A 25,949-nucleotide genomic window follows, 5' to 3' on the forward strand; every position below is an offset into this window, starting at 1 on the left:
CTTCGCTTGTCCGGGACGACGGCGGAGATTGGCGCGCGATCACGCGTCAATCTCGTCGTACACTACTCCGCCGTCTGCTCCCGCAGCTCCGCAACATCCTTTGCCGTCAGCTTCGAGCCCTTGGTGCCGAACCGTGCCGTGACGTAGTTCGCCACCGCCGCGATCTCGTCGTCGCTATACGCATCGCCGAATGCCGGCATCGAGAGAGCGCCATCCGGCGTATGCCGCTTGGTGCCTGACAGCACGATCTGCGCGACGTTGGTGGCGGCGGGGTCGTTGACGGCCCAGGTGCCGATCAGCGTCGCCATCGGCGAGACCGGGCTTTCGCCGCTCCAGCCGTGGCAGCTGGCGCAGGCGCTGGCGAACACCATCTTGCCGCGTGCGTCGGCCGTGACGCCGTCCTTGTGCGAGGCGGGCGCGGCCGGCGCCGTGGTGGCAGGCAGGTCGGGCGAGGCCACCGGCGGCACGCTGCGCAGATAGGCGACGACCGCGCGGATGTCTTCGGGAGCGAACTGGCTGAAGCTGCGATCGACCGCTTCGCCCATCGGACCCGAGGCCGAGCCGTGGCCCGGCGCGTGGCCGAGCGAGAGATACGAGATCAGATCCTCGTCGCGCCAATTGCCGAGGCCGGTGGCCTTGTCGGAGGAGATGTTGAAAGCGCGCCAGCCGGCCGTGATCGCGCCGCCGAACTTCTTGCGGTTGTCGAGCGCAAATCCGAGATTGCGTGGCGTGTGGCACTCGCCGCAATGCGCCAGCGCTTCGGCGAGATACGCACCTCTGTTCCACTCCGGGCTCTTCGAGGTATCCGGCGTAAAGCGCGTATCCGGATTGAACACGGCCGACCAGAAGATCATCGCCCAGCGCTGGTTGAACGGGAACGACAGCGTGTTGTCGGGCGCTTTCGCGCGCACCGCCGGCAGGCTGAACAGATACGCCTTCACCGCCAGCACGTCCTCGTCCGTCATGTAGGTGTAGGACGTGTAGGGCATGGCCGGATAGAGCCGCGCGCCGTCATGACGCGTGCCGCGCTGGACCGCGTTGAGGAAATCCTGGTCGCTGTAATTGCCGATGCCGGTGTCCTTGTCCGGCGTGATGTTGGTCGAATAGAGCGTGCCGAACGGCAGCTTGAAGCCGAGCCCACCGGAATATTCCTTCTCGCCGGGCTTGGTGTGGCAGACCATGCAGTCGGCGGCCTTCGCGAGATACTCGCCGCGCTCGACCAGGCTTGCCTTCTCCAGCTTTGCCGGCACGCCGGTCGGCTTGCCTGCGCGATAATCCGCCAGCGCCACTTTGGTGCCGCCGGCGAAGTCGAGCGGACCGGGCCCACGGATGATCCAGACGCCGAGCGCCGCCACGACGATGGCGATCACGACCAGGCTTGTGAGGATACGCATCTTGCCGCTCATGCCTTCTTCCCCGCAGCCAGAAGTTTCCGGTCGATCGGCAGGCGCCGCAGCGCCACGCCGGTTGCGGCGTAAATCGCGTTGCGCAGGGCCGGTGGTCCGGCATTGACGCCGGCTTCGCCGATGCCGCCGGGCGCTTCGCCGCTCTTGACGACGATGACCTCGATCTTCGGCGTCTCGTTGATGCGCATCATGCGGTAGTCGTGGAAGTTCGACTGCTGTACGCGGCCCTTGTCGATGGTGATCTCGCCATAGAGCGCGGCGGTGAGGCCGAAGATCAGCCCGCCCTCGATTTGCGCCTTGATCGTATCGGGGTTGACCGCAATGCCGGTGTCGACCACCGAGGTGATGCGGCGCAGTGTGATCTCGCCGATGTCGTCGATCTCGGCTTCCACAACAGTTGCGAGGAAGCTCGCAAACGATGGCTGCAGGCAGACGCCACGGCCAACGCGGGCCGGCAGCGGTTGGCCCCAGCCGGATTTCTCCGCGGCAAGGTTGAGCACCGCGAGCGCACGCGGAGTGTTGGTCAGCATCGACCTTCGGAATTCGACCGGATCCTTGCCGGCCTTGCGCGCAAGCTCGTCCAGCGCGCATTCGAACGCGAACACATTGTTGTTCGGGCCGACTCCGCGCCAGAAGCCGGTCGGCACAGCCGGTGGCTCGGCACGGACATATTCGACGTGGAAGTTGGGAAAGTCGTAGGGCGTCTCCACGGCGGCGTCGACCGCGTCGATATCGACGCCCTTCTGGAACGCTGGCGGCAGCCAGCGGGCAATCACCGCAGAACCCGCGATCTTGTACTTCCAGGCCGCCACCTTGCCGTCGACCAGGGTCGCATTGACCTGGTCGCGATAGACCGGGCGATAGACGTCGTGCTGGATGTCCTCCTCGCGGGTCCATATCACCTTGACGGGATAGTCGACCTGCTTGGCGATCTTGACCGCCGCAACCACCATATCGGGTTCGAGCTTGCGGCCGAAACCGCCGCCGAGCAGGTGCTGGTTGACGATCACCTTCTCGACGGGAAGGCCGGCGGCCTTCGCCGCCTCCGACTGCACGCGCGTCATGATTTGTGTGCCGGTCCAGATCTCGCAGGCATCCGGCCTGACGTGAACGGTGGCGTTGATCGGCTCCATCGAGGCATGCGCGAGGAACGGCAGTTCGAAGCTCGCCTCGAACTTGTCTCCGCTGGCAAGCCCCTTGGCGATGTCGCCGACGGATTTCGCGATCGCGCCATCCTTCTCGCTGGCCTTGCGTAAATCGTCCCAGATGTCCTTGGTGGAGATCTTGGCGTTCGGTCCTTCGTTCCACTCGATCTTGAGCGCTTCGAGACCCTTCTTGGCCGCCCACATGTGATCGCCGATCACGGCGACGGCGTCGTCGAGCACGACGACCTTGCGCACGCCGGCGACTTTCATCGCTGCGCTGTCATCGACCTTGCCGACCTTGCCGCCGAACACCGGGCAATTGGCGATCGCGGCAATCTTCATGTTGGGCAGGATCGCGTCGATGCCGTAGACGACTTTGCCGTTGACCTTGTCCGGTGTATCCAGCCGCTTCAGCGGTTGGCCTATGAGGACGAAGTCCTTGGGGTCCTTGACCGGGACATCCTTCGGCGGTGTCTGGCTCTGTGCCGCCAGCGCGAGCTCACCATAGCCGAGCTTGCGGCCGCTTGCCGCATGGATGACTTCGCCCTTGGACGTCGTGCAACTCGCGGGCTCGACCTGCCATTGCGCGGCGGCGGCCTGCACCAGCATCGCGCGCGCGCTGGCACCCGCTTCGCGTAGCGGCTTCCACCAGGCGCGGATCGACGTCGAACCACCCGTCGCCTGCAGTCCGAAGGCGGGATTGGCGTAGAACTTGTCGTTTGGCGGCGCGTGCAACGCCCCGACCTTTGCCCAATCGGCGTCGAGCTCTTCGGCCAGAACCATCGAGATCGAGGTGTAGATGCCCTGACCCATCTCCACCTGCGGCATGATCAGCGTGGTCTGGCCGGTCTCGTCGATACGGATGAAGGCGTTGGGCGCGAACTTGCCGTCGGTCGTATCCCTCGGCTGCTCCGGCTCGTTGACGGCGGCCCGTAGGGGCAGGTGAAAGGCGAGCAGGAAACCGGTCGCGAGACCGCTGGTCAGAAGCGTGCGGCGGGAGAGGCTGTTGTGTGCATTCATGGCGGACCTCACGACTGACGGCCGTTGGCGGCCTGCTTGATGGCCTCGCGGATGCGGACATAGGTGCCGCAGCGGCAGATGTTGCCAGCCATCGCGGCGTCGATGTCGGAATCATCCGGATGAGAGGTGGTTGCCAGTAGAGCGGCGGCCGCCATGATCTGGCCGGATTGGCAATAGCCGCACTGGACCACCTCGAGATCGAGCCAGGCTTTCTGCACCTTCGCGCCTGCGGGCGTATTGCCGACATGTTCGATGGTGGTGATGGCGCGGTTCGCAACCGCGCTGACCGGCAGGACGCAGGAGCGCACGGCCTTGCCGTCCACATGCACCGTGCAGGCACCGCATTGCGCGATGCCGCAGCCAAATTTCGTGCCCGTCATTCCGAGGATGTCGCGCAGCACCCACAGCAGCGGCATTTCCGGCGGCGCGTCGAACGATTTGGTTTCGCCGTTGATGGTGAGAGTTGTTGCCATAAGCATCCCCTTGCTCGCTTGATCGCTTGCGGCGATCTAGTCGGCGAATTCGTGCGCGACAATAATCATACTGATGCGAAACGATGAAGCGCCAGAATTTCCGGCGATGCATATTTGCGCTGCCGACGCGTCAGGCCATGACGTTCACGAATTTGTGCGGCGATCGCTGCAGCGGAATTGGGCTAATTGATATGATAATCGTCATGTTGTGACGCATTTTCGTCGCAGCACCGTTGAGCGCCGCAGATGATCGTGCGAATGCGGAAATTCATGCGATGACGAAATTCGTGCGATTGGGAAAGTCGGGCCGTGGCACGTCCTTGCTCGCGGCCATCCTTCGAGACGCCTGCCTGCGGCGGGCCCTCAGGATGAGGACCGAGTGTGCAGCCGTCGTTTTGACGAGCACCGATGCCGCTTAGCCTCATCCTGAGGAGACCGCGAAGCGGTCGTCTCGAAGGACGAGGCGCGCGCTCAGGTCGTGCAAAATGCCATACGCGATAGCTCCACTTTGCGGGAGTGGGCTGCTGCGCTGGCAGATGCAGACTGACCCGGGTGAGGGGTTTGTCTGCACGTATGGGTGATTTCGGAATAGTAGTATTATGCGCCTGTTTTGCCCGACGCGTCAAACTGCGTCCTGGCCTGCCGGCGTAAGTCCTTGATTCCCCTGGCCCCCGCTACTGTGCATGGGGTTGTTTTTCAGGTTTTTGATTCAGGGGGCCGCCGGAGCGACCCTCAGCTCTGCCGAAAACCCATCCGGAAGGCGCCCCAGTGCTTGCCGCGGATCACGATCGGCGAGGACAGGTCCTTCATCAGCACGAACTGTCCGCCGCCCATGTCGCGGCGATAGGTCTGGAGCAGGAACGGTTTTGTGTTGGCCGCGACCTTCTTCACCGCGCGGTCGCTGAACAGGCGGCGGTTGCGGCAATTGGCGTTGTTCCAGACGGGATCCTTGCCCTGCGGCAGGCGGTAGTTCGGGTTGTGGGTCGGCAGATAGCCGCCCTTGGCCCAGGCGACGCAGAACACGATGCGGGAATGGGACTTCTGGATCGGGTCCTGGATGGCGGGCAGCACGCGGTCGGTGAAGTCGACGTAGTTGGTCTTGTATTGCTTGGGATCGGTGCCGGGGATTTCCCGGTAGTTCTCGTCCATGAGCTGGTCGAGCGTGATCTCGCCGCGGTCGATTGCGGCCTCGAACTCGTCCGAGATCCGCTTTGCGGTCTCGACGACGACTCGGATCAGCGGCGCATCCGATGTCTCCACGCCGCTGTCGGCGATCATCGCGATCAGCGCTTCGGACGTGTCGAGCAGTTTTGTCACGCGCTGATCGGCGTTCTTGAGATCGCGCGAGGACAGGTCGACGCCCTTGGCGAGCTCGTTGAGCTCGCTGATGACCGTGTCGCAATGGCCGAGATTGGAGGTCGCGGCGCGCGTGACGCTGTCGATCTCCGCTTCCACCGAGGCAAAACCCTGCTGGACCCGCGAGATGATGCCGGAGATCTGCTGGGCGCCTTCGCCGGCAGTCTTGGCGCGTTGCGAAGCGTCGCTGCTCTCGCCGATCAGGCCTTCGATCTGGCCGTCGAGATCGCGCACGGTGTCGGAGATCTGATGCGTGGCCGCACGGGTAGCCTCCGCGAGATTCTTGACCTCGCTTGCCACCACCGCAAACCCGCGGCCGGCATTACCGGCGCGGGCCGCTTCGATGGTGGCATTGAGCGCGAGCAAGTTGGTCTGCTTGGCGATCGCCTCGATCGAGCCGGACACTTTTGCCACCTGCGCTAGCGCCGAGCCGACCGCGCTCAGGCGCGCCTCGATCCGCTCCACGGCTGCGACGAGCTCGGAGATGTGGCTGACCGCGGTGTCGACCGCGCCGCGCGACTGCGCGATCTCGCCGACCGCTGCCGATGCGGTCGATTGCACCGCTTGTGACGCATTGGCGATATCGTGATTGGCCGAGACCATCGTCTCGGCCGTCTCCTGGAGGTGATGGAACCGTTCGGACTGGTTCGCGACGCGGTTTGCGACTTCCTGGACGTTGCCGGCGATGTCGGCGAGCTCCACGCCGAGACCGCCGATGCGGTCGGCGAGCTGGTCGATCAGACGTTCGGCAAGTGTCCGGTTGGAGCCGGTGTCCAGGACTGCCAGTTGTGCGACGGACATGTTTTGAGAGTCCTCCAGTCAGAGCCGTTCGGCGGCTCTCCGCGGCATTCCCATTCCAATTCCAGCCTTAAAGGATGATTCGCGGCCGGCGTCTTGCCTGAGCGTGCACTACAGCTTGTAAGCCGTGCGGAATCCGCCCCAGTGCCGGCCCTGGACGCGGATCGGGACGTCGATCTCGCGCATCATCACGGTGTTGCCGTTGCCCATGTCGCGGGCATAGCTCTGGACCAGGTACGAGCGCAGGTTGCGTGCGGCCGCCAACCCTGCCGGGTCGTTGAAGATCCGCCGATTGCGGCTGTTGGCGGTGTTCCAGGCGGTGTCGCCCGGCCGCTGCGGATGCGAATAGATCTTGTTGTGCACCGGCAGGAAGCCGTTGCGGTCGACCATGGCGCAGAACGCCATGCGCGGTTCCTTGGCGAGAAAGGCTTCCTGGAACGGCGGCAGCGCGCGGTCGGCCCAGTCCAGATATCTGGTGCGGTATTGCTGCGGATTGGTGCCGGCGATTTCCGCATAATCGGTGTCGAAGAGGTCGTCGATCTTGACCTCGCCGCGTGCAACCGCCTGCTCGAAAATCCGGGTCAGCGCCGTGCCGGCCTCCATGGCGCGGGTGACGAACTCGGTGTTCTCCTCGTGGATCGACCAGAGCCTGTCTTCGATCTTCTCGCTGAGATCGGCGTTGGGGCTGACGAATTGCGCGCGGGCGCCGGCCTTGGACTGCTCGATCACGCGCAGGCGGCAGGCGCCGACGTCTTCGAGCGTGCCGTCGACGACGGCCTGCGTGGCAAGCTTCGCCGCCTCCGGGCCGCCGATCAGCACGCCGTCCATCGCGATCTCGTAGACCTGCAACACGCCGCGTGCGGTTTCGAACTTGAGATGGCAGGGCAGCCGCTCGGTCTTGCGACGGTCGTCGTGCTCGCTCTGGCGCAGCAGCACCGCACAGCGCGATTTCAGCTTGCGCGCGAAGGTGGTGACGGCCTTGCCGGCGCTGGCGACGTTCTCGCCGTGGGTCTCGGCGGCCTTGGTTGCGGCGTCGATCTCGGCCGCGCTCTCGCCGACCGAGATGATGAACTGCGACGCGCTTGCCGCGTTGCCGGAGACCTCGCTGGTGGTGGCATTCTGCTCGGCGACCGCGCCGTTGACGGTGTCGAACACCGGGCGGATCGCCTCGATCGCCTGCGCGATGCGATGCACGGCGTCGGCCGAGCCGGCGGCGTCGCGCTGGAGCGCGTCGATCTTCCTGGTGATCTCCTCCGTCGCGCCCTGGGTCTGCACCGCGAGCGCCTTCACTTCGGTGGCGACGACCGCAAAGCCCTTGCCCGCCGCACCCGCGCGCGCGGCCTCAATGGTCGAGTTGAGCGCGAGCAGCGTCGTCTGCCGCGCGATCTGCGCAATCAGATTGACGACATTGCCGATGGCAGCGGAGGATTCGCGCAGGCGGTCGACATTGGCGCGGGCTTCCTGCGCCGCGGCGCTGGCCTCGTCGGCGAGCTTGCCGGCCGCGCGCACCTGCGCGCCGATGCCTTGCGCGGACTGGGTGAACTTGTCGGCGGCATGGGCAAAGGTTGAGGCGGTCGATTGCGCTGCATTGGTGCGGCCGGTGAGGGCGTCGGTGCGCTCGCGAATATCCGCGAGCGTTGCCGCGGTCGCCTCCGCGCCGCCGGCGACCGAATTGGCGGCCCGCTCGAGCTGGCGGATCACGGCGCCGAGCTCGAGTTCCAGCAGTTCCAGGATTTCCCTGGCGGAATCGGCCTCGGCCGAGGGGGCGGGCGCCGGATCGACCGGCGACGGCGCGGCCTGTGGGGGTGCCACGGGCGCGGACAAGTCGGGCAGACGCTTCCGAAACAATGCGAACGCCATCAGGTCACTCTTGCCGGGGAACGGGCGGTTGCTATTTTCGCAAGCCGGAATGAAATCAGGGTTAACGGTGCCTGACTCCTAGGCACGGGGCACTACGGTATTACCTTAAAGTCGTAGAGCCTCTTTCATTCCGGTGGGTTGGCGGCCTATAAGGCCGCGCTTCCCACGCTCACCTTTGGCGCACGATTCCTGACGAGACACGCATGGCCGGACATTCCCAATTCAAGAACATCATGCACCGCAAGGGGCGGCAGGATGCCCAGAAGTCGAAGCTGTTCGGCAAGCTGGCGCGGGAAATCACCGTCGCGGCCAAGCTGGGCACGCCCGATCCCAACATGAACCCGCGCCTGCGTGCGGCCATCATCGCGGCGCGCCAGGAGAACATGCCGAAGGACAATATCGAGCGCGCCGTCAAGAAGGCGCTCGGCAATGAGGGCGAGAACTATGACGAGATCCGCTACGAGGGTTACGGCCCCGGCGGCGTCGCCGTCATCGTCGAGGCGCTGACCGACAACCGCAACCGCGCCGCCTCCGACATCCGCTCCTTCTTCACCAAATCGGGCGGCAATCTCGGCGAAACCGGCTCGGTCTCCTTCATGTTCGACCGCACCGGCATCATCGAATACGACCGCAGCGTCGCCTCCGACGACGCGGTGCTGGATGCCGCGATCGAGGCCGGCGCCGACGACGTCGTCTCAGGCGAAGGCGGACACGAGATCTACGCCTCGACCGAAGGCTATCGCGACGTCGCCAAGGCGCTGGAAGCCAAGTTCGGCGAGCCGCGCAAGGCCGCGCTGATCTGGAAGCCGCAGAATACGGTCGCGGTCGACGACGAGACCGGCGAGAAGCTCTTGAAGCTAATGGACCTGCTCAACGAGCACGACGACGTCCAGCACGTCTACGCCAATTTCGAGGTGTCGGACGCGCTGATGGCGAAGATTGGCGGTTGAGGTCGCCACCAGCCCCAGATTCCGCTGTCGTCGCCCGGCTTGACCGGGCGACCCAGTATTCCAGAGACGTCTGAGGGAAGCGGAGAAGCCGCGGCGTACTGGATACCCCGCTTTCGCGGGGTATGACCGCGTGCCTTGTGGTCGTCATCGCGGGCACCCAATCGCGACACCCCACTTCCCCTGTTACTTCCCGTTCTGTTTCTGTTTCCCCCACCGCAGCCAGCCGCTATCACTGGCCCATGACTGCGCTCCCGATTCGTGGCCCCGTTCGCATCATCGGCATCGACCCCGGCCTGCGCCGCACCGGCTGGGGCGTGATCGAGGCCGAGGGCAATCGCCTGATCTACGTCGCCTGCGGCTCGGTGGAACCGCCGGACGATTTGCCGCTGGCGAGCCGGCTGCTCGCGATCCATGAGGGGCTTGCCGCCGTCCTGTCCGGTCACAAGCCGATGGAAGCCGCGGTCGAGCAGACCTTTGTGAACAAGGACGGCGTCGCGACGCTGAAGCTCGGCCAGGCCCGCGGCGTCGCCATGCTGGCGCCCGCGATGTTCGGCATTACTGTCGCCGAATACGCGCCGAACCAAGTCAAGAAGACGGTGGTCGGTGCCGGCCACGCCGACAAGCACCAGATCGCGATGATGCTGAAGATTTTGCTGCCGAAAGCCGAGCCGCCGTCCGCCGACGCTGCCGACGCACTCGCCATCGCCATCACCCACGCCCATCATCGCCAAAGCACGGCGCTCAGGCTGAAGGTGGCGGGCTTATGATCGGCAAGCTCAAGGGCCTGATCGATTCCTACGGCGAGGATTATGTGCTCCTCGACGTCGGCGGGGTCGGCTATCAGGTGCATTGCTCGGCGCGCACGCTGCAGCATCTGCCCTCGCCCGGCGAGGCCGCGGTGCTGTCGATCGAGACTTATGTCCGCGAGGATCAAATAAAGCTGTTCGGTTTCCGCACCGATCAGGAGCGCGAATGGTTTCGCCTGCTCCAGACCGTGCAGGGCGTCGGTGCAAAAGTCGCGCTCGCCGTGCTCGGCACGCTGGCGCCTTCCGATCTCGCCAACGCCATCGCGCTGCGCGACAAGGCCGCGGTGGCACGCACGCCGGGCGTCGGCCCCAAGGTTGCCGAGCGCATCGTTACCGAGCTGAAGGACAAGGCGCCGGCCTTCGCCAATGTCGATCCCGCCGTCGTGCATCTCGCCGGCGCCGTCGACGACCAGCGCGCGCCGCGCCCGGTGGCAGATGCGATCTCGGCGCTGGTCAATCTCGGTTACGGCCAGCCGCAGGCGGCTGCGGCCATCGCATCGGCATCGCGCAGCGCGGGCGAGAGCGCCGAGACCGCGCAACTCATCCGGCTAGGCCTGAAGGAGCTGTCGAAGTGAGCGCGGCCCACTCCAATCCCGTCGCCGCCCTGTTTCGTCGCCTTTCGCGCGTGGCCGGTATCGTCGTGATTTTCTCCATTGTCGGGCCGCTGACGACCGCCGCGTTGGTTGCTGTGACGGTAACGGCGCTCGGCGCCGCGGTGCTGCAGATGTTTCTCGTGTTCCTCGAACTGGAAGCACTGCGTGCCCTGGTTTCGATCGCGGTCGTGCTGTTGGCCATCGTCACGATTCTCGCCTCGTTCCTTCCTGCAGTCGTCGCCGGCCTGATATTTGCGTTGGCGGCGGTCTACGCCGATCTCAACATGATCTGGATGGCGTGGCTCGCCGCGGCCGTGGGCGCGGCCGGCTTCGTCATGGTTGGCATGTTCGTCGTGCCCTCCGAAACCTCGGCGGTGATCGTGCCGAGTGTCCGTTCCGCGCCCGAGGCGCTGAAGCTTTCGGCGATGCTCGCCGTCGTCGCCGTCATTCCGGCCAGCCTGTGCTGGTGGCTCGCGAAACCGCTGCATCGTGTTATCCTGCCCGCATGACCACTCCCCCACGCATCGTCACGCCCGAGCGCCGCTCCGATGACGTCGGCGACACCGCGCTACGTCCGCAATCGCTGTCCGACTTCGTCGGCCAGCAGCAGGCGCGCAAGAACCTCTCGATCTTCATCGAGGCGGCGCGCAAGCGCGGCGAGGCGCTGGATCACGTGCTGTTCGTAGGCCCCCCCGGCCTCGGCAAGACCACGCTGGCGCAGATCGTCGCCAAGGAGCTCGGCGTCGGCTTTCGCGCCACCTCGGGTCCGGTGATCGCCAAGGCCGGCGATCTCGCCGCACTCCTCACCAACCTCGAAGAGCGCGACGTGCTCTTCATCGACGAGATCCATCGGCTCAGCCCAGCGGTGGAAGAGGTGCTCTATCCCGCGATGGAAGACTTTCAGCTCGACCTGATCATCGGCGAGGGCCCGGCGGCACGCTCGGTGAAGATCGAGCTGTCGAAATTCACGCTCGTCGGCGCCACCACGCGCGCCGGCCTCCTCACCAATCCCTTGCGCGATCGCTTCGGCATTCCGGTTCGCCTCAACTTCTATACGATCGAGGAGCTGGAAAGCATCGTCACCCGCGGCGCGCGCGTGCTCAATGTCGGCATGAGTGCCGACGGTGCCAACGAGATCGCGCGCCGTGCCCGCGGCACGCCGCGCATCGCCGGCCGCCTGCTGCGGCGCGTGCGCGATTTCGCCTCCGCCGCCGATGCCGCCTCGATCGACCGCAAGATCGCCGATCATGCGCTGAGCGCGCTCGAGGTCGACGCCGCCGGCCTCGACGCCATGGACCGCCGCTACCTCACGACCATCGCGCAGAACTATGGCGGCGGCCCGGTCGGCGTCGAGACGATGGCCGCCGCCTTGTCCGAGCCGCGCGATGCGATCGAGGACATCATCGAGCCTTATCTCATTCAGTGCGGCTATCTCCAGCGCACCCCGCGCGGCCGCCTGCTCACCTCGCACGCCTTCCGCCATCTCGGCATCGCCGAGCCCTCGCGCGATGCCGCGGCACAGTTCGGGCTGTTCGGCACGGATGAGAGCGACGACTGATCTCGCGCAAATGGCGGGTGCAGCTACCGTCATGAACTTCCGGTAATCTTTGTGCAAACGGTCTGCACGCGAATGCAGGCCGTCTGCACGAGCGGACCCCAATTCCGCTCCAATCGGACCGCATCACAAAGCTGCATCACCATCGGGCTTCCATGATCACGCGTCGTCATCTCATCCGTTCCATCGGCGGCCTGTCCGCGCTCGGCGTCTCGACCGCGGCCTATGGCGTCGGCATCGAGCCGCTGCGGCTCCGCGTCACCCGTTATCACCCGACCCCGCGGCAATGGCCGGCGGATTTTCCGCTCAAGATCGCCATCGTCACCGACATTCATGCCTGCGATCCCTGGATGTCGCTGGAGCGGATCGAGGGCATCGTCGATCGCACCAATGCGCTCAACGCCGATGTCATCGTGTTGCTCGGCGACTATGTCACGGGTGTTCACCAGGTCACGCGCATCATTCCGTCGAGCGAATGGGCCAAGGTGCTCGCGGGCCTCAAGGCACCGCTCGGCGTCCATGCCGTCATGGGCAATCACGACTATTGGGTGGACAGGGCCGTGCAGCAGGCCGGGCACGGGCCGACAGCCGCCCATCGCGCGCTGGAGGCGGCCGGTATTCCCGTCTACGAGAACGACGTCGTGCGTCTCACCAAGGACGGACGCTCCTTCTGGCTCGCGGGCCTCGGCGATCAGCTCGCCTACTATCCCGCGAAGCGCTATGGCCGCGTGCACCGGCTTGGCGCCGACGATCTTGCGGGTACGCTGGCGAAGGTCACCGACGATGCGCCGGTCATCTTGCTCGCGCACGAGCCCAATATCGCGCCGCTCGTACCCGCGCGCGTCGCGCTGCAACTGTCCGGCCATACCCATGGCGGCCAGGTCCGCCTGTTCGGCTGGTCGCCGGCTGTTTCGCCTCAGCACGGCGTGCGGCTCGCCTATGGTCACTTCCGGCTGAAATGCGACGTCATCGTCTCCGGCGGCCTCGGTTGCAGCATCATGCCGGTCCGCGTCGGCGTGCCGCCGGAAATCGTCGAGGTGACGCTGGGAAGGACGCCGGCCGTGGCATAACCTGCGCTTGCGCGGTCGGCTGTTTTTGCGCAAAACGGGTCGGTTGCAAAAAGCGAAGAGGCTCGCGACGTGACAGCCCATCTCGACGGCGAGATCCGCGACGGCCGCCATCACATGCAGGTCCGCGTCTACTACGAGGACACGGATTTTTCCGGCATCGTCTATCACGCCAATTATCTCCGCTACATGGAGCGCGGGCGCACCAATCATCTGCGGCTGATGGGCGCCGAGCAGCAGGCGCTGTTCGACCAGGTCGAAACGGAGGGCGCGGGCTTTGCCTTCGTGGTGCGCTCGATGCATCTGGACTTTCTGAAGCCCGCGCGGATGGACGACGTGCTCGACGTCGTGACGTGGCCGGTTGCGGTGAAGGGCGCCTCCATCATGCTGGCGCAGGAGGTGCGGCGGGCTGAGGACGTGCTGGTGGAAGCCGAGGTGCGCGTCGCCTTCATCAGCGGCGGCCGCGCCCAGCCGATCCCGAAATCGATCCGTACGCTGATGAAGGCCGATCTGATTTCCTGATCGCCCGATAAGTGATCGGCCGATAAGTGATGGCCTATCGACTCCGCCAATTGCGGCGATAGATTGCGGCCCGGACCAACCGATGAGGCCACCATGTCGCGCCCGCCACTTCCACCCTTCACCCGTGAGACCGCCGCGCAAAAGGCGCGCATGGCCGAGGACGCGTGGAATTCGCGCGATCCGGTGAAAGTCTCGCTCGCCTATACCGAGGACAGCCGCTGGCGCAATCGCTCGGAGGTGTTCCAGGGCCGGGAGGCCATCGTCGCGTTCCTCACCCGCAAATGGGAGAAGGAGCGGGAGTATCGCCTGATCAAGGACCTCTGGGCCTTCGACGGCAATCACATCGCGGTGCGCTTCCAGTACGAATGGCACGATGCGGGCGGCCAGTGGTATCGCTCCTACGGCAACGAGCAGTGGGAGTTCGACGAGCACGGGCTGATGCGGCGCCGCGAGGCGTCGATCAACGATATCGCGATTGCCGAGAAGGACCGCCGGTTTCACTGGCCGGCGCCGGGACCGCGGCCGGCGGATGTGCCGGGATTGGGGACGGATCCGTTCTGAGACGCGTAAACAACTCTCGCCCCTCATGGTGAGGAGCCGCGAAGCGGCGTCTCGAACCATGCAGGCCCCGCCGTTGCAGCATCCGGGCCTCTATCCTTCGAGACGCGCGCGAGAGCGTGCTCCTCAGGATGAGGGGATGGATCTGCGCACCAAAAACCGCGTGATTGCCCCACCCAACTTCGCGTTGTCCATCGGCTCCGCCAGCGACTCCCTCGCGGTCGCAACGACATCCTCCGGCGCCTTGCCGTCGCGGAGCTCGCAGCACACTTGCGCAAACTCCACGTCGAATTCCGGATGCGGCTGCACGGTCAGCGTGGTGCCGTTGGCGTAGAGCAGGCCCGCATGCGGGGTGAATTCGGACGAGAGGATCGTCAGCGCATCGATGGGAGGCTCGACCACCTGGTCCTGATGCGAGGCGGCGATCGCAACCGCTTTGCCGTCGACGACGCCGTTCTCCGGCAGCACCTGATAGACGTGGCGGCCGATGCCCCAGCCCTTCTCCGACTTCTGCACGGTGCCGCCGAGCGCCTGCGCGATCAGCTGATGGCCGAAGCAGACACCGACCATCGGCGTCTTGTTGGCGTAAGCCGTGCGCACGAAATCTTCCAGCGGCGCGATCCAGTCGAGCCCGTCATAGACACCGGCGGCAGCACCGGTGATCAGCACGGCTTCGAGCTTGCTCGGGTCGGGCAGCGCATCGCCATTGGGAATGCTGACGACGTCCACCGTGGCGATCGGGTCCTCGGCGCGGACCATGCGCTCGAACATGTCGGGAAACGAGCCGTGCTGCTCGCGGTACTTTTGCGGGACCTGTCCGGTCTCGATGATGGTGATGCGTGCCATGTGCCCCCCGGGTCAAAAGGTTGCGAAGCTCAGTCGCTTTCTGCCCCATGTTGCTGGTGTGGCGCTGTGCGTGCCAGCTGTGCGCTCTCTTTCCGGACCTCGTTGAGAAACGCCTTGGCCAGGCGCGACAGCGGCTCGGCTTCCGACCATAGCATATAAGCGACGGCGTGCGTCGTGGGCGTGAACGGCCGCACCACGAGGCCGCTGCCGCCGTTCTGTCGCGGCGAGAACGGATCGACCACGGCGGCGCCGACGCCGGCGGCGGCGAGCACGCAGGCCGTGTTGCAGTAGCGCACCTCGACGGTCGGCTGGAACGGCGCGCCGGTGCGGGCAAAGCTGTCGCGCACGGCCTCGCCGAGGCGCGTGCCGCGCTCGAGCCCGATGAAGGGCATGCCGGAGAGATCGGCGGCCGAGATCACCGGCTTGTCGGCGAGAGGATGCTGCGGCGGCAGGACGCAGACCATCTCGCCGGTATGCACCACCTCATGCGCGATGCCGGGATGATGCGTCAGCCCCAGCGCGAAGCCGAGCTCGGCGACGCGGCTGAGCACCCCCTCGATGATGCCCTCATAGCGCCGCACGTCGAAGAACACGCGCGTCTCCGGGCGGCGGCGAAGGAAGCTTGAGAGCGCCGACGGGATGATGCTGTAGGCCAGCGGCGGCGTCGCGACGAGCGCCAGATGGCCGGAGCGGTTCTCGCGCAGATCGCGGACGCGGTTCTCGAGCTTGGCGTGCAGCGCGAAGATGGCTTCGCTCTCCTTGTAGAGCGCCATCGCCTCCGCGGTCGGAAACAGCCGGTTGTTGACGCGCTCGAACAGCGCAAAGCCCGCCTGCGCCTCCATCGTCTTCAGCGCGTTGCTGACCGCGGGCTGCGACAGCGCCAGTTCGTCCGCCGCCGCCACCGTGGTGCGATGGCGGATGACGGCACGCAGGATCTCGAGCTGACGCAGGTTCATATCACTGCCGATTATACTCTGGGCCAAAACATCATAGCAGAACGAATTGATTTTGCAGCCCCGCTTCCGCGTAATGGTCGCGGATTTGCACGTTGCATCAAAGGGTTCATTCGCCCATTGAGGCAGCACTGCGCACATATTGGAGGCAATCTTGGTTCGTGTCCTTCGCGCCGCCGCCGCACAGATGGGGCCGACGCAAAAAGCCGATACGCGCGAGCAGACGCTGGCGCGAATGCTCGATATGCTGGAGGAGGCCGCCGGCCGCGGCGCCAGCCTCGTGGTGTTTCCCGAGCTTGCCTTCACCACCTTCTTCCCGCGCTGGCTGCTCGAAGGCGCCGCGCTCGACCACTATTTCGAGCGCGGCATGCCGAACCCGGGGGTGGCAAAGCTGTTCGACCGTGCGCGCGCGCTGCGCGTCGGCTTCTATGTCGGCTATGCCGAGCTGACGCCGGACGGCCGCCGCTACAATTGCGCGATCCTGGTCGATCGCGACGGCGAGATCCTCGGCCGCTATCGCAAGGTGCATCTGCCGGGCTCGGTGGAGCCGCGCGAAGGCGCGCGCTACCAGCAGCTCGAGAAGCGCTATTTCGAATATGGCGATCTCGGTTTTCCCGCTTTCCGCGCCGGCTCGGCCTGGGCCCATGCGATCATGGGCATGATGATCTGCAACGATCGCCGGTGGCCGGAATCCTGGCGCGTGCTCGGCCTGCAAGGCGTCGAGCTGGTCTGCATCGGTTACAATTCGGCGGCCTATGACCCCAATGGCGGCGTCACTGAAGACGCGTCCTTGCGCACCTTCCACTCGACGCTGGTGACGCAGGCCAACGCCTACATGAACGCGACCTGGGCGATCTCGGTGGCGAAGGCGGGTGAGGAGGACGGCTCTGGGCTGATCGGCGGCTCCTGCATCGTCGATCCCAATGGTCGCATCGTTGCGCAAGCCCAGACTTTGGCCGACGAGGTGATCGTCGCCGACATCGATCTCGATCTCTGCCGCCAGGGCAAGGACAAGATGTTCAATTTCGCCGCCCACCGGCGGCCCGAGCAATACAGGGTGATCACCGAACGCGCCGGCGTCATCGAGCCGGCCGTTCTCGACGCGGACTGACTGGCACGGCGCTGGCAAAGGACTCAAAGCAAAACGTTGGCAAAGGAGCTGACATGATACGCCTCTCGCTCTCTCTCGGCCTCGCAGTACTGGCTACCGTAACGTCGGCGCAAGCGGCGGAGCTTCCCGCGGAGATCAAGCAGGCGGGCGCGTTGAAGCTCACGGTCAACTCCACCTACGCGCCGATGGAGTACCGCGATCCCGCCACCAACGAGCTCGTCGGGCTCGACGTCGATCTGGCCAACGAACTTGCGAAGCGGCTTGGCGTAAAAATCGTCTGGAGCGAGACGCCGTTCGCTGAGTTGATCCCGTCGCTCCAGACCAGGCGCGCGGACTTCATCATCTCCGGCATCTCCGACCGCGCCTCACGGCGCGAGACCGCCGATTTCGTCGACTACCTCGCGACCGGCCCGCAGTTCTTCGTGATGGCGGACAATGCGGCCAAGGACGCGACCGATCTCTGCGGCAAGAAGGTCGGCACCACCCGCAGCACCAGCTTCCCGGTCGAGATCGAGAAGTGGAGCAAGCAGAACTGCGAGCCGGCCGGCAAGCCGGCCATTCAGTACGTCCCCGGCGAGAACTCGATCGACGTCCGCAACCAGCTCAAGCAGGGCCGCATCGACGCCGCAGTGCAGGGCAGCGAGACGCTGCCTTACGCGCAGACGCAGGAGCCCGGCAAATATCGCGTCGTCGGCGAGCCCTTCGCCAAAGGCTACCAGGGCATCATGTTCCGCAAGGACGATGCGGCTTTGCGCGAGGTGGTGACGGAGAAGCTCACGGCGATGATCGCCGACGGCACCTACAAGGCCGTTCTCGACAAATGGGGCCTGGGGGCCAACGCGGTGGCCCAGCCCATGCTGAATGCGGCGCCGCAATGAAGCCGGTGCCGGCACTCGCGGAGGGTTTCCCTGATCTGTCGGGGATGCGGATCGCGCGCGAGCCGCACTGGTTTCGCTGGTTCAGCGCGGCCCTGATCGTGCTGGTGCTGGCGGCGATTGTGCGCGCGTTTGCGAACGGTCAGATCGAATGGTCCTATGTCAGCCGCTTCCTGACCGCAAAAGTCATTCTCGAAGGCATCGTCAACACGATGGTGATGGCGGTGCTGGCGATGGCGCTCGGCATTGTCCTCGGCGTCGTCGTCGCGGTCATGCGGCTGTCGCCCAATCCGGTGCTGAAGACGGTTGCGGCCGGCTACACCTGGCTGTTCCGTGGCACGCCGCTGATCCTGCAGCTGCTGTTGTGGTTCAACCTCGCGCTGGTGTTTCCGACCATCGGCATTCCCGGCCTGTGGTCTGCGCGCGCGGTCGACGTCATGACGCCGTTCCTCGCCGCGCTGCTCGGGCTCGGCATCAACCAGGGCGCCTATACGTCCGAGGTGATGCGCGCCGGCATGCTGTCGGTCGACATCGGGCAATACGAGGCGGCGCAGGCGATCGGCATGGGACGGTTGCGCGCGCTGCGCCGGATCATCCTGCCGCAGGCGATGCGGGTGGTGATCCCGCCGCTCGGCAACGAGTTCATCGGCATGGTGAAGGCGACCTCGCTCGCGAGCGTCATCCAGTATCCGGAACTGCTGCACAACGCCGAGAACATCTACTACGCCAATTCGCGCGTGATCGAGCTCCTGATCGTCGCCGGGCTCTGGTACCTGCTCGTGGTCTCGATCCTGACGCCGCTCCAGATGCTGCTCGAACGCCGTTTTGCCCGCGGCACATTGCGGCTGGCGCGATGACAAAACCCCTCGTCGCGATTCGCTCCGTCAGCAAGAGCTTTGGCGAGTTCCAGGCTCTCAGAAGCGTCTCGCTCGACGTCTGGCCCGGCGAGGTGATGTGTTTGATCGGCGCCTCCGGCTCCGGCAAGACCACGCTGCTCCGCTGCATCAATCAGCTTGCCGCGATCGATGCCGGCGGCATCTGGCTCGACGGCGAGCTGCTTGGCGTGCGCGAGCAAAGCGGGCGGCTCTATCGCCTCAGCGAGCGGGAGATCGGGCGGCAGCGGCTGAAGACCGGCATGGTGTTCCAGCGCTTCAACCTGTTTCCGCACAAGACCGCGCTGGAGAATATCACCGAAGGTCCACTTCAAGTGCAGGGGCGCAAATCCGACGAGGTGCGCGCGGAGGCGCTCGAACTGCTCCGGCGCGTCGGATTGTCCGCCAAGGCGGACTGGTATCCCGCGCAGCTCTCCGGCGGCCAGCAGCAGCGCGTGGCGATTGCGCGTGCGCTCGCCATGAAGCCGATGCTGATGCTGTTCGACGAGCCGACCAGCGCGCTCGATCCGGAACTCGTCGGCGAGGTTCTCGCGGTCATGAAGGAGCTGGCGAAGAGCGGCATGACCATGATGGTGGTGACGCACGAGCTCGGCTTCGCGCGCGAGGTCGCCGACCGCGTTGTCTACATGGACCAGGGTGCGATCGTCGAGCAGGGGCGCGCCTCGGACGTATTGGGTGCGCCGCGCGAGGAGCGCACCAAGGCATTTCTTTCGGCAGTGATCTGAAATGGGGGCGTGTTGATGAAGAGACTTTGGGTTGCGGCGGCGCTGTTTGGCGCCATGACCGTTTCGGCCTTGTCCATCGAGCTGCCGGCGGACATCGCCAAGCGCGGCAGCCTCAAGGTGGCGCTGGTGCCGAACTATCCGCCGATGGAATTCCGCGATCCCGCCACCAACGCGCTGTCCGGCTTCGACATCGATCTCGGCGAAGCCATCGGCCGCAAGCTTGGCGTCAAGATCGAATGGCAGGAGACGAGCTTTGCCGAGTTCATGCCGTCGATCTCGACCGGGCGGGTGGACGCGATCCTGTCCGGCTTCACGGACTACGCGAGCCGTCACGACATCGCGTCCTTCGTCGATTATCTCAGGAGCGGCCCGCAGTTCTTCGTGCAGCAGTCGCGCAAGGCGGAGTTCAAGGACGCGGCATCGCTCTGCGGCAAGAAGGTCGGCGCCAGCCGCCGGACCATGTTCCCGGCGCAGATCGCGGCGTGGAGCGAGAAGAATTGCGGCAGCAATCCGATCCAGTTCATCGGCACCGACGGCTCGGCCGACGCGCGGACCCAGCTCAGGCAGGGCCGCATCGATGCCGCCGCCCAGGGCAACGAGACGCTGCCCTACATCATGGACCTCGAGCCCGGCGCCTATGCGTCCGTGGGCGAGCCCATCGCGCAGCAATTCACCGGCATTGCCCTGCCGGTCAAGGAAAAGGCACTTCAGCAGGCCATTCTCGAAGCGGTCGATGCGGTGATCGCCGACGGCACCTACAAGACCCTGCTTGCCAAGTGGAAACTGAACGACAACGGATTAGAGAAGGCGACCATCAATGCTGGACAGTAAGGCACTCAAGAGCATCCCGCTCGTTCCGGCCAACACCGCCGATCCCGCGCCGGAATATCCCTGGCCGAAGCCGTACACTTCGGCGATGTTCCTCTCCTTCGACGTCGACGCGGAGAGTGCGTGGACCAGCAAGGACGCGGTCCACGCGCAGCGGCTCATCACCATGAGCTATGGCGGCTATGAGGCGCGCGTCGGCACGCCGAAGCTGTTGGAGCTGCTCGACCAGCTCGATCTCAAGGCGACCTTCTTCGTCACGGGATGGTCGGTCGACGCGCATCCGGCGATGGCCGAGTCGATCCTCAAGGCCGGCCACGAGATCGGCCATCACGGCTATCACCATCTGCTGCCCGATCCCGGCGATCCCTGGATCGAGGAGGAGCTGGAGCGCGGTTTCGAGGCGCTGAAGCGCCGGCTCGGCGTCAGGCCCACCGGCTATCGCGCGCCCTATGGCGAGTTCACCGAGGAGCTGCGCGCAGCACTGGTGCGGCACGGCATCGTCTACACGTCCTCGTTCCGCGACGACGTGCGGCCTTATCGCCATCGTCTGGCCGATGGCAAGCCCGGCACGATCGAGCTGCCGGTCACTGCGAGCTATGACGACTGGATGCACGGCCTCTCTGCCCGCTTCAGCCCGCGCTCGATCTTCCCCAAGGAGCATGTGCTCTCGATCTGGAAGGACGAGCTCGACGAAACCAGGGACTGGGGCGCCATGGTGACGACCGTGCTGCATCCCCAGTGCAGCGGCCGTCCGATGCGGCTGCGCCTGCTGCGCGAGTTCCTGACCTACGCAAAGTCGTGCCCTGATGTCTGGATCACGACCGGCGAGAAGATCGCGGAAAACTTCCTGCGCCACGAAGCCGGTAGCCGCTGAGCAGTCCCATGACCCGTCGTCGCATCCTCGTCATCAACCCCAACTCCTCGGCGTCGGTGACGGCGGCGATCGACGACGCGGTCGCGCCGCTGCGCATTGCCGGCGGGCCTGACATCGAGGTGGTCGGCCTTGCCGAGGGACCGCCCGGCATCAGCTCGCAGCGCGATGCCGACAGCGTGGTCATGCCGCTGGTCAATCGCGTCACGCGCGATGATGCCGATGCCTTCGTGCTCGCCTGCTTCAGTGATCCAGGCCTGCATGCGGTGCGCGAGGCGGCAGGCCGCCGTCCGGTGCTGGGCATCGCCGAATGCGGCATCTTTCGCGCGCTGATGCTGGGCGAACGCTTTGGCATCATCGCGCTGTCGCCGTCGAGCATCCGCCGCCAGCAACGCATGGCGCGGGTAATGGGCGTCGATGGCCGTTACGCCGGAAGCTGGTCGGTCGGTGCGAGTGCGGCGGAAACGGCAGGCGCCGATATCCGCGGCCGCTTGGTCGATGCCGGCCGCGCGCTGGTCACCCAATGCCGCGCCGATGTCGTGGTGATGGGCTGCGCCGGCATGGCCTCGCACCGCGCGGCGATCGCGGATGCGATCGGTGTGCCCGTGATCGAGCCGGCGCAGCAGGCGGTAGCCGCTGCAATCGGCGCGGTCTTGTTGAACACGTAAGATCCTTCAGGAGCCTTTTGTCATGCCGATCTCCCGCCGCTCGCTCCTCAAGGCCGCTGCAACAGTGCCGGCGCTTTCGCTGCCGGGCATCGTCCGCGCCGAATCCCAGAGCACCTTGCGCTTCATTCCCGTCATCGACCTCGCCTTCGTCGACCCCATCTATTCGACCGCGCAGGTGTCGCGAAACCACGGCTTCATGGTCTACGACACGCTCTATGGCATGAGCTCCTCGCTGCAGGTCTCGCCGCAGATGCTGTCGGGCCACGCCATCTCCGCTGACTTGCTGCAATGGGACCTCGGCTTGCGCGACGGCCTGTTCTGGCACGATGGCGAACGTGTGCTGGCGCGCGACTGCGTCGCCAGCATCCGCCGCTGGGCGGCGCGCGACGGCTTTGGCGGCGAGCTGCTGGAGGCGACCGCCGAGCTCTCGGCTGCCGACGACCGCACCATCCGCTTCCGCCTCAAGCGCCCGTTCCCACTGCTGCCGCAGGCGCTCGGCAAGGCCGCGATCAATCCCTGCTTCATGATGCCGGAGCGGCTGGCGAGCCAGGACCCGTTCAAGCCGCTGACCGAAGTCATCGGCAGCGGCCCGTTCCGCTATCTCGCCGACGAGCGCGTGCAGGGCGCCCGCAACGCCTATGCGAAATTCGAGCGCTACCAGCCGCGCACTGATGGCAAGCCGGATTGGACCGCGGGGCCGAAGATCGTGCATTACGACCGCGTGGTCTGGACCACCACGCCCGATGCCGGCACCGGCGTCGCCGCGCTTCAGACCGGCGAGCAGGACTGGCAGGAGACCACGCCGCACGATCTGCTGCCGATCATAAAGGCCGCCGGCGACATCGAGACGCGCATCCTTGACCCCAGAGGCTACGCCTGCATGCTGCGCCTTAATCATCTGCAGCCGCCGTTCGACAATCCCGCCGTTCGTCGTGCGCTGCTGGGTGCGATCGACCAATCCGCGTTCATGACGGCAGTGGCCGGCACCGATCCGGCGTTCCAGGTGTCGCCGATCGGCTATTTCGCGCCTGATACCCCGATGGCGAGCGACGTCGGCCTCGACGTGTTCCGTGGGCAGCGCGACTACGCCAAGGTCAAGGCCGAGCTGAAGGCCGCGGGCTACAATGGCGAGAAGATCGTGGTGCTGGTCCCCACCAACTCGCTGGCGCAGAAGCCACTCGGCGAGATCGCGGTCGACAGCTTGCGCAAGGCCGGCATGAACGTCGAATATGCCGGGCTCGATTTCGCCGTCGTCCTGCAGCGCCAGCTCAAGAAGGACCCGATCGGGCAGGGCGGCTGGAGCGCCGCGGTCGGCAATTGGCAGGGCATTGACTGGCTCAATCCGGCCGGCAACACCAACATCCGCGGCGAGGGCAAGGTCGCCGGCTGGTATGCGAGCGAGAAGATGGGGCCGTTGCGCAGCCAGTGGCTGGCGGCCTCCGAGCTTGCCGAGCAGCAGCGCATCTGCCGCGAAATCCAGGCGGTCGCATTCGAGGAAATCCCCTATATTCCGATCGGCCTGTACAAGCAGCCGACCGCCTATCGCAAAGCCATCACCGGCATTCTCGACGGCACCGCCGTCTTCTGGAACGTACGCCCCGCATGAGCACCACAGCAATTTTCGGCAGCTATGTGCTGTCACGCAAGGACGGCGCGCAGGACGTGCTGCGCGACCATTGGGTTCTGGTCGAAGGCAAGAAGATCGCGGTAATCACCCGCGACAAGCCAAGCGCGGATCAGGTCTACGACCGGCCCGGCCGCTTTGTCTTGCCGGGCCTGCTCAATTTGCACAATCACTGCTTCTCCGAAGCGGTGGCGCGCAGCCATACCGAGGACGGCAACGGCCGCAAGAACAACCAGAGCATCGTCTATACGGTGCTCTTGCCGCTGACCAAGCGCGGCGCCGATATCCTGTCGGCGGAAGAGCGCCTTGCCGTCGCGCGGCTCGGCATCCTCCAGCTCCTCAAGGGCGGTGCCACCACCGTGATGGAGCCGTTCCGCAATTCAATTCCGGAGATGTTCGATGCCGCCGAGGAGATGGGCATTCGCTTCTACGGCGCGCCCTATCTGTTCTCGACGTCAGATGCCAAGGCGGGCCCTGACGGCGTGGTGCATTATTCCGGCGACGACGGCACCGCCGACATGGCAACGTGGGACGCGCTCTATCAGCGCTGGAACAATCGCGGCGACGGCCGCATCAGTCTTGCGATGAGCCCGCACGCGACCGACACCTGTGGCCCCGATCTGCTGAAAGCCTGCGCCGCGCGGGCGCGCGAGCTTGGCGTGCCCATCACGACGCACATGGCGCAGAGCCGCGCCGAGGTCGAGACCATCGGCAAGCGCTATGGCGGCCGCACGCCGGCGCAATATCTGGACTGGCTCGGCCTGCTGGCGCCCGACCTGATGGCCGCGCATTGCATGTTCAGTACCGACGACGATCTCAGGCTGATGGCCGCGCGCGGCACGACCGTGCTGAATTGCCCGCGCGTATTCGCGCGCGCCGGCGTCACTGCAGCGTTCAGCCGTTTTGCCGAGCACGGCGTGCGCACCGTGGTCGGTACCGACGGCTACAACATGGATCTGCTCGGCGAGCTCAACGCGGCCTCGCTGATCTCCAAGGTCACGTCGCAGCGCGCCGATGTCGCCAATTCGCCGGAACTGATCGAGGCCAACACGGCAGTCGCCGCCGACGTCATCAAACGGCCTGATCTCGGCCGGATTGAGCCCGGCGCGACGGCCGATCTCACCGTCGTCGATCTCACCCATCCGTATCTTCAACCGCTGTTCGATCCGCGCCGCGCGCTGATCGCGCTCGCCAACCGCGCCAACATCGATCAGGTCATGGTCGACGGCCGCATGCTGGTCGATGAGGGTTGCTATCTCGGCGCGGACGAAGCGGCGATCACGACGGCGGGCAGTGCGGCGATCGGCAAGATCTGGGACCTGCCGGAAGCGCAGGCCGCGTTCAACGGCTGAGTGTTGCGTCGTCCTCGAATTCAACCAGCGCCTTGCGCATTGTCTCGACCAGATCAAGCGCCACCGGCGAGGGGCTGCGCTGCGCCGGAAAGACCGCGGAGAATTCGAAATCGATGCGCGGCAGGAAGCGGCGAACGACGACGCCGCGGGTGGAAAATTCCTGCGCCGTGAAGGGATCGCAGATTGCGACGCCAAGCCCCGACGACACCATGCCGCACATGATCTCCGACAGCGTGGTCTCGACCCTGAGCACGCGGCGGACGTCGTGGCGATGGAAGACCTGGTCGACGAGGTGACGGCTCGACGACCCCGCCGACAGCGAGATGAACGTCTCGCCCTCGAAATCGCGCGGCTCCAGAACTTGCTTCTCCGCGAGGCGATGACCGGTCGGCAGCACCGCGACGCGCGCCAACGCGGGCAGCCGCTGGCTCGGCAGGCCGGAATGGGCGATCGGCACCTCGGCAAAGCCGATGTCGCATTGATTGTTGAGCACCCAATCGACCACGATCGGCGAGATCACGCCGAAGAAGGCGAGGTTGAGGTTGGGCCGTTCTTTCAGGAAATGTCCGGCGAGCCGCGGCAGATAGCCGTTCGACAGCGCCGGCAGCGCGGCGATGCGCAGCGAGCCGGTGCGGCGGCCACGGATTTCCTCGGCGGCCGCCGTGATGCGCTCGAGCCCGACGAAGGAGCGCTCCACTTCGGTATAGAGCGCCATCGCCGCGGCGGTCGGCACCAGCCCGGTACCGCGCCGTTCGAACAGCTCCATCTTGAGGAGCGCCTGGAGGTCGCGCAGCAGCCGGCTCACGGCCGGCTGCGTCACGGTCATCAGCGCTGCGGCCTCAGTCACGCTGCCGGTCAGCATCGTCGCGCGGAAGGCCTCCACCTGCCGCGAATTGATCCGCGCCATCCCAATTTCCATCCATAACATTTAGGCATGCAGAGGGTGCCATTATTCATTGGACGATGGAAGCCAGGGTTTGCGATCTTTTTCATCAGGACTGGAGACAGCCCGCTTTTTCGGCAGATTGGAGGGGTTCAAACCTCCGAATCGCGCCAAAACCTGGCGAACAGGGGCCGGAGCCCTGTCCGGAGAG

General features: G+C 65.6%; 25 protein-coding genes. 17 read left to right on the plus strand and 8 right to left on the minus strand.

Annotation, left to right across the window (positions count from 1 at the left end; genetic code table 11):
* Positions 1–62: 62 nt before the first annotated feature.
* From ABIB95_RS22460 to ABIB95_RS22480, 5 genes are all read right to left on the minus strand, one after another.
* The gene (locus ABIB95_RS22460) at positions 63–1,406 is read right to left on the minus strand and encodes a c-type cytochrome (RefSeq protein WP_354242241.1); all 1,344 of its coding nucleotides are present in this window, start codon (positions 1,404–1,406) and stop codon (positions 63–65) included.
* Complete coding sequence (locus ABIB95_RS22465; RefSeq protein WP_354242243.1) at positions 1,403–3,571, minus strand: xanthine dehydrogenase family protein molybdopterin-binding subunit; 2,169 nt, start codon at positions 3,569–3,571, stop codon at positions 1,403–1,405. The genes ABIB95_RS22460 and ABIB95_RS22465 overlap by 4 nt, the downstream gene beginning before the upstream one ends.
* 8 nt (positions 3,572–3,579) lie before the next feature.
* The gene (locus tag ABIB95_RS22470) at positions 3,580–4,044 is read right to left on the minus strand and encodes a (2Fe-2S)-binding protein (RefSeq protein WP_175617995.1); all 465 of its coding nucleotides are present in this window, start codon (positions 4,042–4,044) and stop codon (positions 3,580–3,582) included.
* A 732-nt stretch (positions 4,045–4,776) separates the two neighbouring features.
* Positions 4,777–6,201 carry a methyl-accepting chemotaxis protein gene (locus ABIB95_RS22475; protein ID WP_354242246.1) on the minus strand — a complete coding sequence of 475 codons (1,425 nt, stop codon included), beginning with the start codon at positions 6,199–6,201 and terminating at the stop codon, positions 4,777–4,779.
* Between the two features lie 108 nt (positions 6,202–6,309).
* Positions 6,310–8,058, minus strand: coding sequence for a methyl-accepting chemotaxis protein (locus ABIB95_RS22480; protein WP_354242249.1), 1,749 nt, complete (start codon positions 8,056–8,058; stop codon positions 6,310–6,312).
* A gap of 203 nt (positions 8,059–8,261) precedes the next feature.
* On the opposite strand from ABIB95_RS22480, the gene ABIB95_RS22485 reads away from it, so the two are divergent.
* The 8 genes from ABIB95_RS22485 to ABIB95_RS22520 all read left to right on the plus strand — a co-directional run bounded on the left by ABIB95_RS22485 (position 8,262) and on the right by ABIB95_RS22520 (position 14,112).
* Positions 8,262–9,008, plus strand: a complete 747-nt coding sequence (locus tag ABIB95_RS22485; protein ID WP_063981035.1) for a YebC/PmpR family DNA-binding transcriptional regulator — start codon at positions 8,262–8,264, stop codon at positions 9,006–9,008.
* Positions 9,009–9,247: 239 nt separating this feature from the next.
* Entirely contained in the window at positions 9,248–9,775 is a 528-nt protein-coding gene (gene ruvC, locus ABIB95_RS22490; protein WP_039156321.1) for a crossover junction endodeoxyribonuclease RuvC, read from the plus strand.
* Positions 9,772–10,389 carry a Holliday junction branch migration protein RuvA gene (gene ruvA, locus ABIB95_RS22495; protein WP_063981036.1) on the plus strand — a complete coding sequence of 206 codons (618 nt, stop codon included), beginning with the start codon at positions 9,772–9,774 and terminating at the stop codon, positions 10,387–10,389. The genes ruvC and ruvA overlap by 4 nt, the downstream gene beginning before the upstream one ends.
* Positions 10,386–10,916, plus strand: coding sequence for a hypothetical protein (locus ABIB95_RS22500; protein ID WP_247302308.1), 531 nt, complete (start codon positions 10,386–10,388; stop codon positions 10,914–10,916). Before ruvA ends, ABIB95_RS22500 begins: the two co-directional genes overlap by 4 nt.
* Positions 10,913–11,965 (plus strand): Holliday junction branch migration DNA helicase RuvB, encoded by a 1,053-nt coding sequence (gene ruvB / locus ABIB95_RS22505; RefSeq protein WP_085401794.1) that lies wholly within the window; start codon positions 10,913–10,915, stop codon positions 11,963–11,965. The genes ABIB95_RS22500 and ruvB overlap by 4 nt, the downstream gene beginning before the upstream one ends.
* 152 nt (positions 11,966–12,117) lie before the next feature.
* Positions 12,118–13,032, plus strand: a complete 915-nt coding sequence (locus ABIB95_RS22510; RefSeq protein WP_354242254.1) for a metallophosphoesterase — start codon at positions 12,118–12,120, stop codon at positions 13,030–13,032.
* A gap of 69 nt (positions 13,033–13,101) precedes the next feature.
* A complete protein-coding gene (ybgC, locus tag ABIB95_RS22515) occupies positions 13,102–13,551 on the plus strand; it encodes a tol-pal system-associated acyl-CoA thioesterase (protein WP_354242257.1) in 450 nt (149 codons plus the stop codon).
* A gap of 93 nt (positions 13,552–13,644) precedes the next feature.
* Positions 13,645–14,112, plus strand: a complete 468-nt coding sequence (locus ABIB95_RS22520; RefSeq protein ID WP_354242260.1) for a nuclear transport factor 2 family protein — start codon at positions 13,645–13,647, stop codon at positions 14,110–14,112.
* 123 nt (positions 14,113–14,235) lie between these two features.
* On the opposite strand, the gene ABIB95_RS22525 is transcribed toward ABIB95_RS22520, so the two are convergent.
* Positions 14,236–14,955, minus strand: a complete 720-nt coding sequence (locus ABIB95_RS22525; protein ID WP_354242262.1) for a type 1 glutamine amidotransferase — start codon at positions 14,953–14,955, stop codon at positions 14,236–14,238.
* 29 nt (positions 14,956–14,984) lie between these two features.
* The gene (locus ABIB95_RS22530) at positions 14,985–15,911 is read right to left on the minus strand and encodes a LysR family transcriptional regulator (RefSeq protein WP_135214722.1); all 927 of its coding nucleotides are present in this window, start codon (positions 15,909–15,911) and stop codon (positions 14,985–14,987) included.
* A gap of 151 nt (positions 15,912–16,062) precedes the next feature.
* Between ABIB95_RS22530 and ABIB95_RS22535 the strand changes: the two genes are divergently transcribed.
* From ABIB95_RS22535 to ABIB95_RS22575, 9 genes are read left to right on the plus strand one after another with little or no spacing between them, the layout of a single operon-like run.
* Positions 16,063–17,019, plus strand: a complete 957-nt coding sequence (locus tag ABIB95_RS22535) for an N-carbamoyl-D-amino-acid hydrolase (protein WP_354242266.1) — start codon at positions 16,063–16,065, stop codon at positions 17,017–17,019.
* 53 nt (positions 17,020–17,072) lie between these two features.
* Positions 17,073–17,897 (plus strand): ABC transporter substrate-binding protein, encoded by an 825-nt coding sequence (locus ABIB95_RS22540; RefSeq protein WP_063981045.1) that lies wholly within the window; start codon positions 17,073–17,075, stop codon positions 17,895–17,897.
* On the plus strand, positions 17,894–18,751 hold the full coding sequence (locus ABIB95_RS22545; RefSeq protein WP_354242269.1) for an amino acid ABC transporter permease: 858 nt from the start codon (positions 17,894–17,896) through the stop codon (positions 18,749–18,751). The genes ABIB95_RS22540 and ABIB95_RS22545 overlap by 4 nt, the downstream gene beginning before the upstream one ends.
* Positions 18,748–19,512, plus strand: coding sequence for an amino acid ABC transporter ATP-binding protein (locus tag ABIB95_RS22550; protein WP_135214726.1), 765 nt, complete (start codon positions 18,748–18,750; stop codon positions 19,510–19,512). The genes ABIB95_RS22545 and ABIB95_RS22550 overlap by 4 nt, the downstream gene beginning before the upstream one ends.
* A 15-nt stretch (positions 19,513–19,527) precedes the next feature.
* On the plus strand, positions 19,528–20,343 hold the full coding sequence (locus ABIB95_RS22555; protein WP_354242272.1) for an ABC transporter substrate-binding protein: 816 nt from the start codon (positions 19,528–19,530) through the stop codon (positions 20,341–20,343).
* The gene (locus ABIB95_RS22560) at positions 20,330–21,214 is read left to right on the plus strand and encodes a polysaccharide deacetylase family protein (RefSeq protein WP_063981049.1); all 885 of its coding nucleotides are present in this window, start codon (positions 20,330–20,332) and stop codon (positions 21,212–21,214) included. The genes ABIB95_RS22555 and ABIB95_RS22560 overlap by 14 nt, the downstream gene beginning before the upstream one ends.
* 8 nt (positions 21,215–21,222) lie before the next feature.
* Positions 21,223–21,879 (plus strand): aspartate/glutamate racemase family protein, encoded by a 657-nt coding sequence (locus ABIB95_RS22565; RefSeq protein ID WP_354242275.1) that lies wholly within the window; start codon positions 21,223–21,225, stop codon positions 21,877–21,879.
* Between the two features lie 22 nt (positions 21,880–21,901).
* Positions 21,902–23,485 carry an ABC transporter substrate-binding protein gene (locus ABIB95_RS22570; RefSeq protein WP_354242277.1) on the plus strand — a complete coding sequence of 528 codons (1,584 nt, stop codon included), beginning with the start codon at positions 21,902–21,904 and terminating at the stop codon, positions 23,483–23,485.
* Positions 23,482–24,855 (plus strand): amidohydrolase family protein, encoded by a 1,374-nt coding sequence (locus ABIB95_RS22575; protein WP_354242280.1) that lies wholly within the window; start codon positions 23,482–23,484, stop codon positions 24,853–24,855. Before ABIB95_RS22570 ends, ABIB95_RS22575 begins: the two co-directional genes overlap by 4 nt.
* Here ABIB95_RS22575 and ABIB95_RS22580 read toward each other — a convergent pair.
* Complete coding sequence (locus ABIB95_RS22580; protein ID WP_028161125.1) at positions 24,845–25,762, minus strand: LysR substrate-binding domain-containing protein; 918 nt, start codon at positions 25,760–25,762, stop codon at positions 24,845–24,847. The two genes, ABIB95_RS22575 and ABIB95_RS22580, sit on opposite strands and share 11 nt — an antisense overlap.
* Between the last annotated feature and the right edge of the window lie 187 nt (positions 25,763–25,949).

The organism is Bradyrhizobium sp. LA2.1, assembly GCF_040547725.1.
GTDB classification, from domain to species: domain Bacteria; phylum Pseudomonadota; class Alphaproteobacteria; order Rhizobiales; family Xanthobacteraceae; genus Bradyrhizobium; species Bradyrhizobium barranii.

Coding starts and splice junctions, on each gene's coding strand:
- ABIB95_RS22460 (WP_354242241.1), bottom strand. CDS start 1,406: ATGAGCGGCAAGATGCGTATCCTCACAAGCCTGGTCGTGATCGCCATC.
- ABIB95_RS22465 (WP_354242243.1), bottom strand. CDS start 3,571: ATGAATGCACACAACAGCCTCTCCCGCCGCACGCTTCTGACCAGCGGT.
- ABIB95_RS22470 (WP_175617995.1), bottom strand. CDS start 4,044: ATGGCAACAACTCTCACCATCAACGGCGAAACCAAATCGTTCGACGCG.
- ABIB95_RS22475 (WP_354242246.1), bottom strand. CDS start 6,201: ATGTCCGTCGCACAACTGGCAGTCCTGGACACCGGCTCCAACCGGACA.
- ABIB95_RS22480 (WP_354242249.1), bottom strand. CDS start 8,058: ATGGCGTTCGCATTGTTTCGGAAGCGTCTGCCCGACTTGTCCGCGCCC.
- ABIB95_RS22485 (WP_063981035.1), top strand. CDS start 8,262: ATGGCCGGACATTCCCAATTCAAGAACATCATGCACCGCAAGGGGCGG.
- ruvC (WP_039156321.1), top strand. CDS start 9,248: ATGACTGCGCTCCCGATTCGTGGCCCCGTTCGCATCATCGGCATCGAC.
- ruvA (WP_063981036.1), top strand. CDS start 9,772: ATGATCGGCAAGCTCAAGGGCCTGATCGATTCCTACGGCGAGGATTAT.
- ruvB (WP_085401794.1), top strand. CDS start 10,913: ATGACCACTCCCCCACGCATCGTCACGCCCGAGCGCCGCTCCGATGAC.
- ABIB95_RS22510 (WP_354242254.1), top strand. CDS start 12,118: ATGATCACGCGTCGTCATCTCATCCGTTCCATCGGCGGCCTGTCCGCG.
- ABIB95_RS22520 (WP_354242260.1), top strand. CDS start 13,645: ATGTCGCGCCCGCCACTTCCACCCTTCACCCGTGAGACCGCCGCGCAA.
- ABIB95_RS22525 (WP_354242262.1), bottom strand. CDS start 14,955: ATGGCACGCATCACCATCATCGAGACCGGACAGGTCCCGCAAAAGTAC.
- ABIB95_RS22530 (WP_135214722.1), bottom strand. CDS start 15,911: ATGAACCTGCGTCAGCTCGAGATCCTGCGTGCCGTCATCCGCCATCGC.
- ABIB95_RS22540 (WP_063981045.1), top strand. CDS start 17,073: ATGATACGCCTCTCGCTCTCTCTCGGCCTCGCAGTACTGGCTACCGTA.
- ABIB95_RS22545 (WP_354242269.1), top strand. CDS start 17,894: ATGAAGCCGGTGCCGGCACTCGCGGAGGGTTTCCCTGATCTGTCGGGG.
- ABIB95_RS22550 (WP_135214726.1), top strand. CDS start 18,748: ATGACAAAACCCCTCGTCGCGATTCGCTCCGTCAGCAAGAGCTTTGGC.
- ABIB95_RS22555 (WP_354242272.1), top strand. CDS start 19,528: ATGAAGAGACTTTGGGTTGCGGCGGCGCTGTTTGGCGCCATGACCGTT.
- ABIB95_RS22560 (WP_063981049.1), top strand. CDS start 20,330: ATGCTGGACAGTAAGGCACTCAAGAGCATCCCGCTCGTTCCGGCCAAC.
- ABIB95_RS22565 (WP_354242275.1), top strand. CDS start 21,223: ATGACCCGTCGTCGCATCCTCGTCATCAACCCCAACTCCTCGGCGTCG.
- ABIB95_RS22570 (WP_354242277.1), top strand. CDS start 21,902: ATGCCGATCTCCCGCCGCTCGCTCCTCAAGGCCGCTGCAACAGTGCCG.
- ABIB95_RS22575 (WP_354242280.1), top strand. CDS start 23,482: ATGAGCACCACAGCAATTTTCGGCAGCTATGTGCTGTCACGCAAGGAC.
- ABIB95_RS22580 (WP_028161125.1), bottom strand. CDS start 25,762: ATGGCGCGGATCAATTCGCGGCAGGTGGAGGCCTTCCGCGCGACGATG.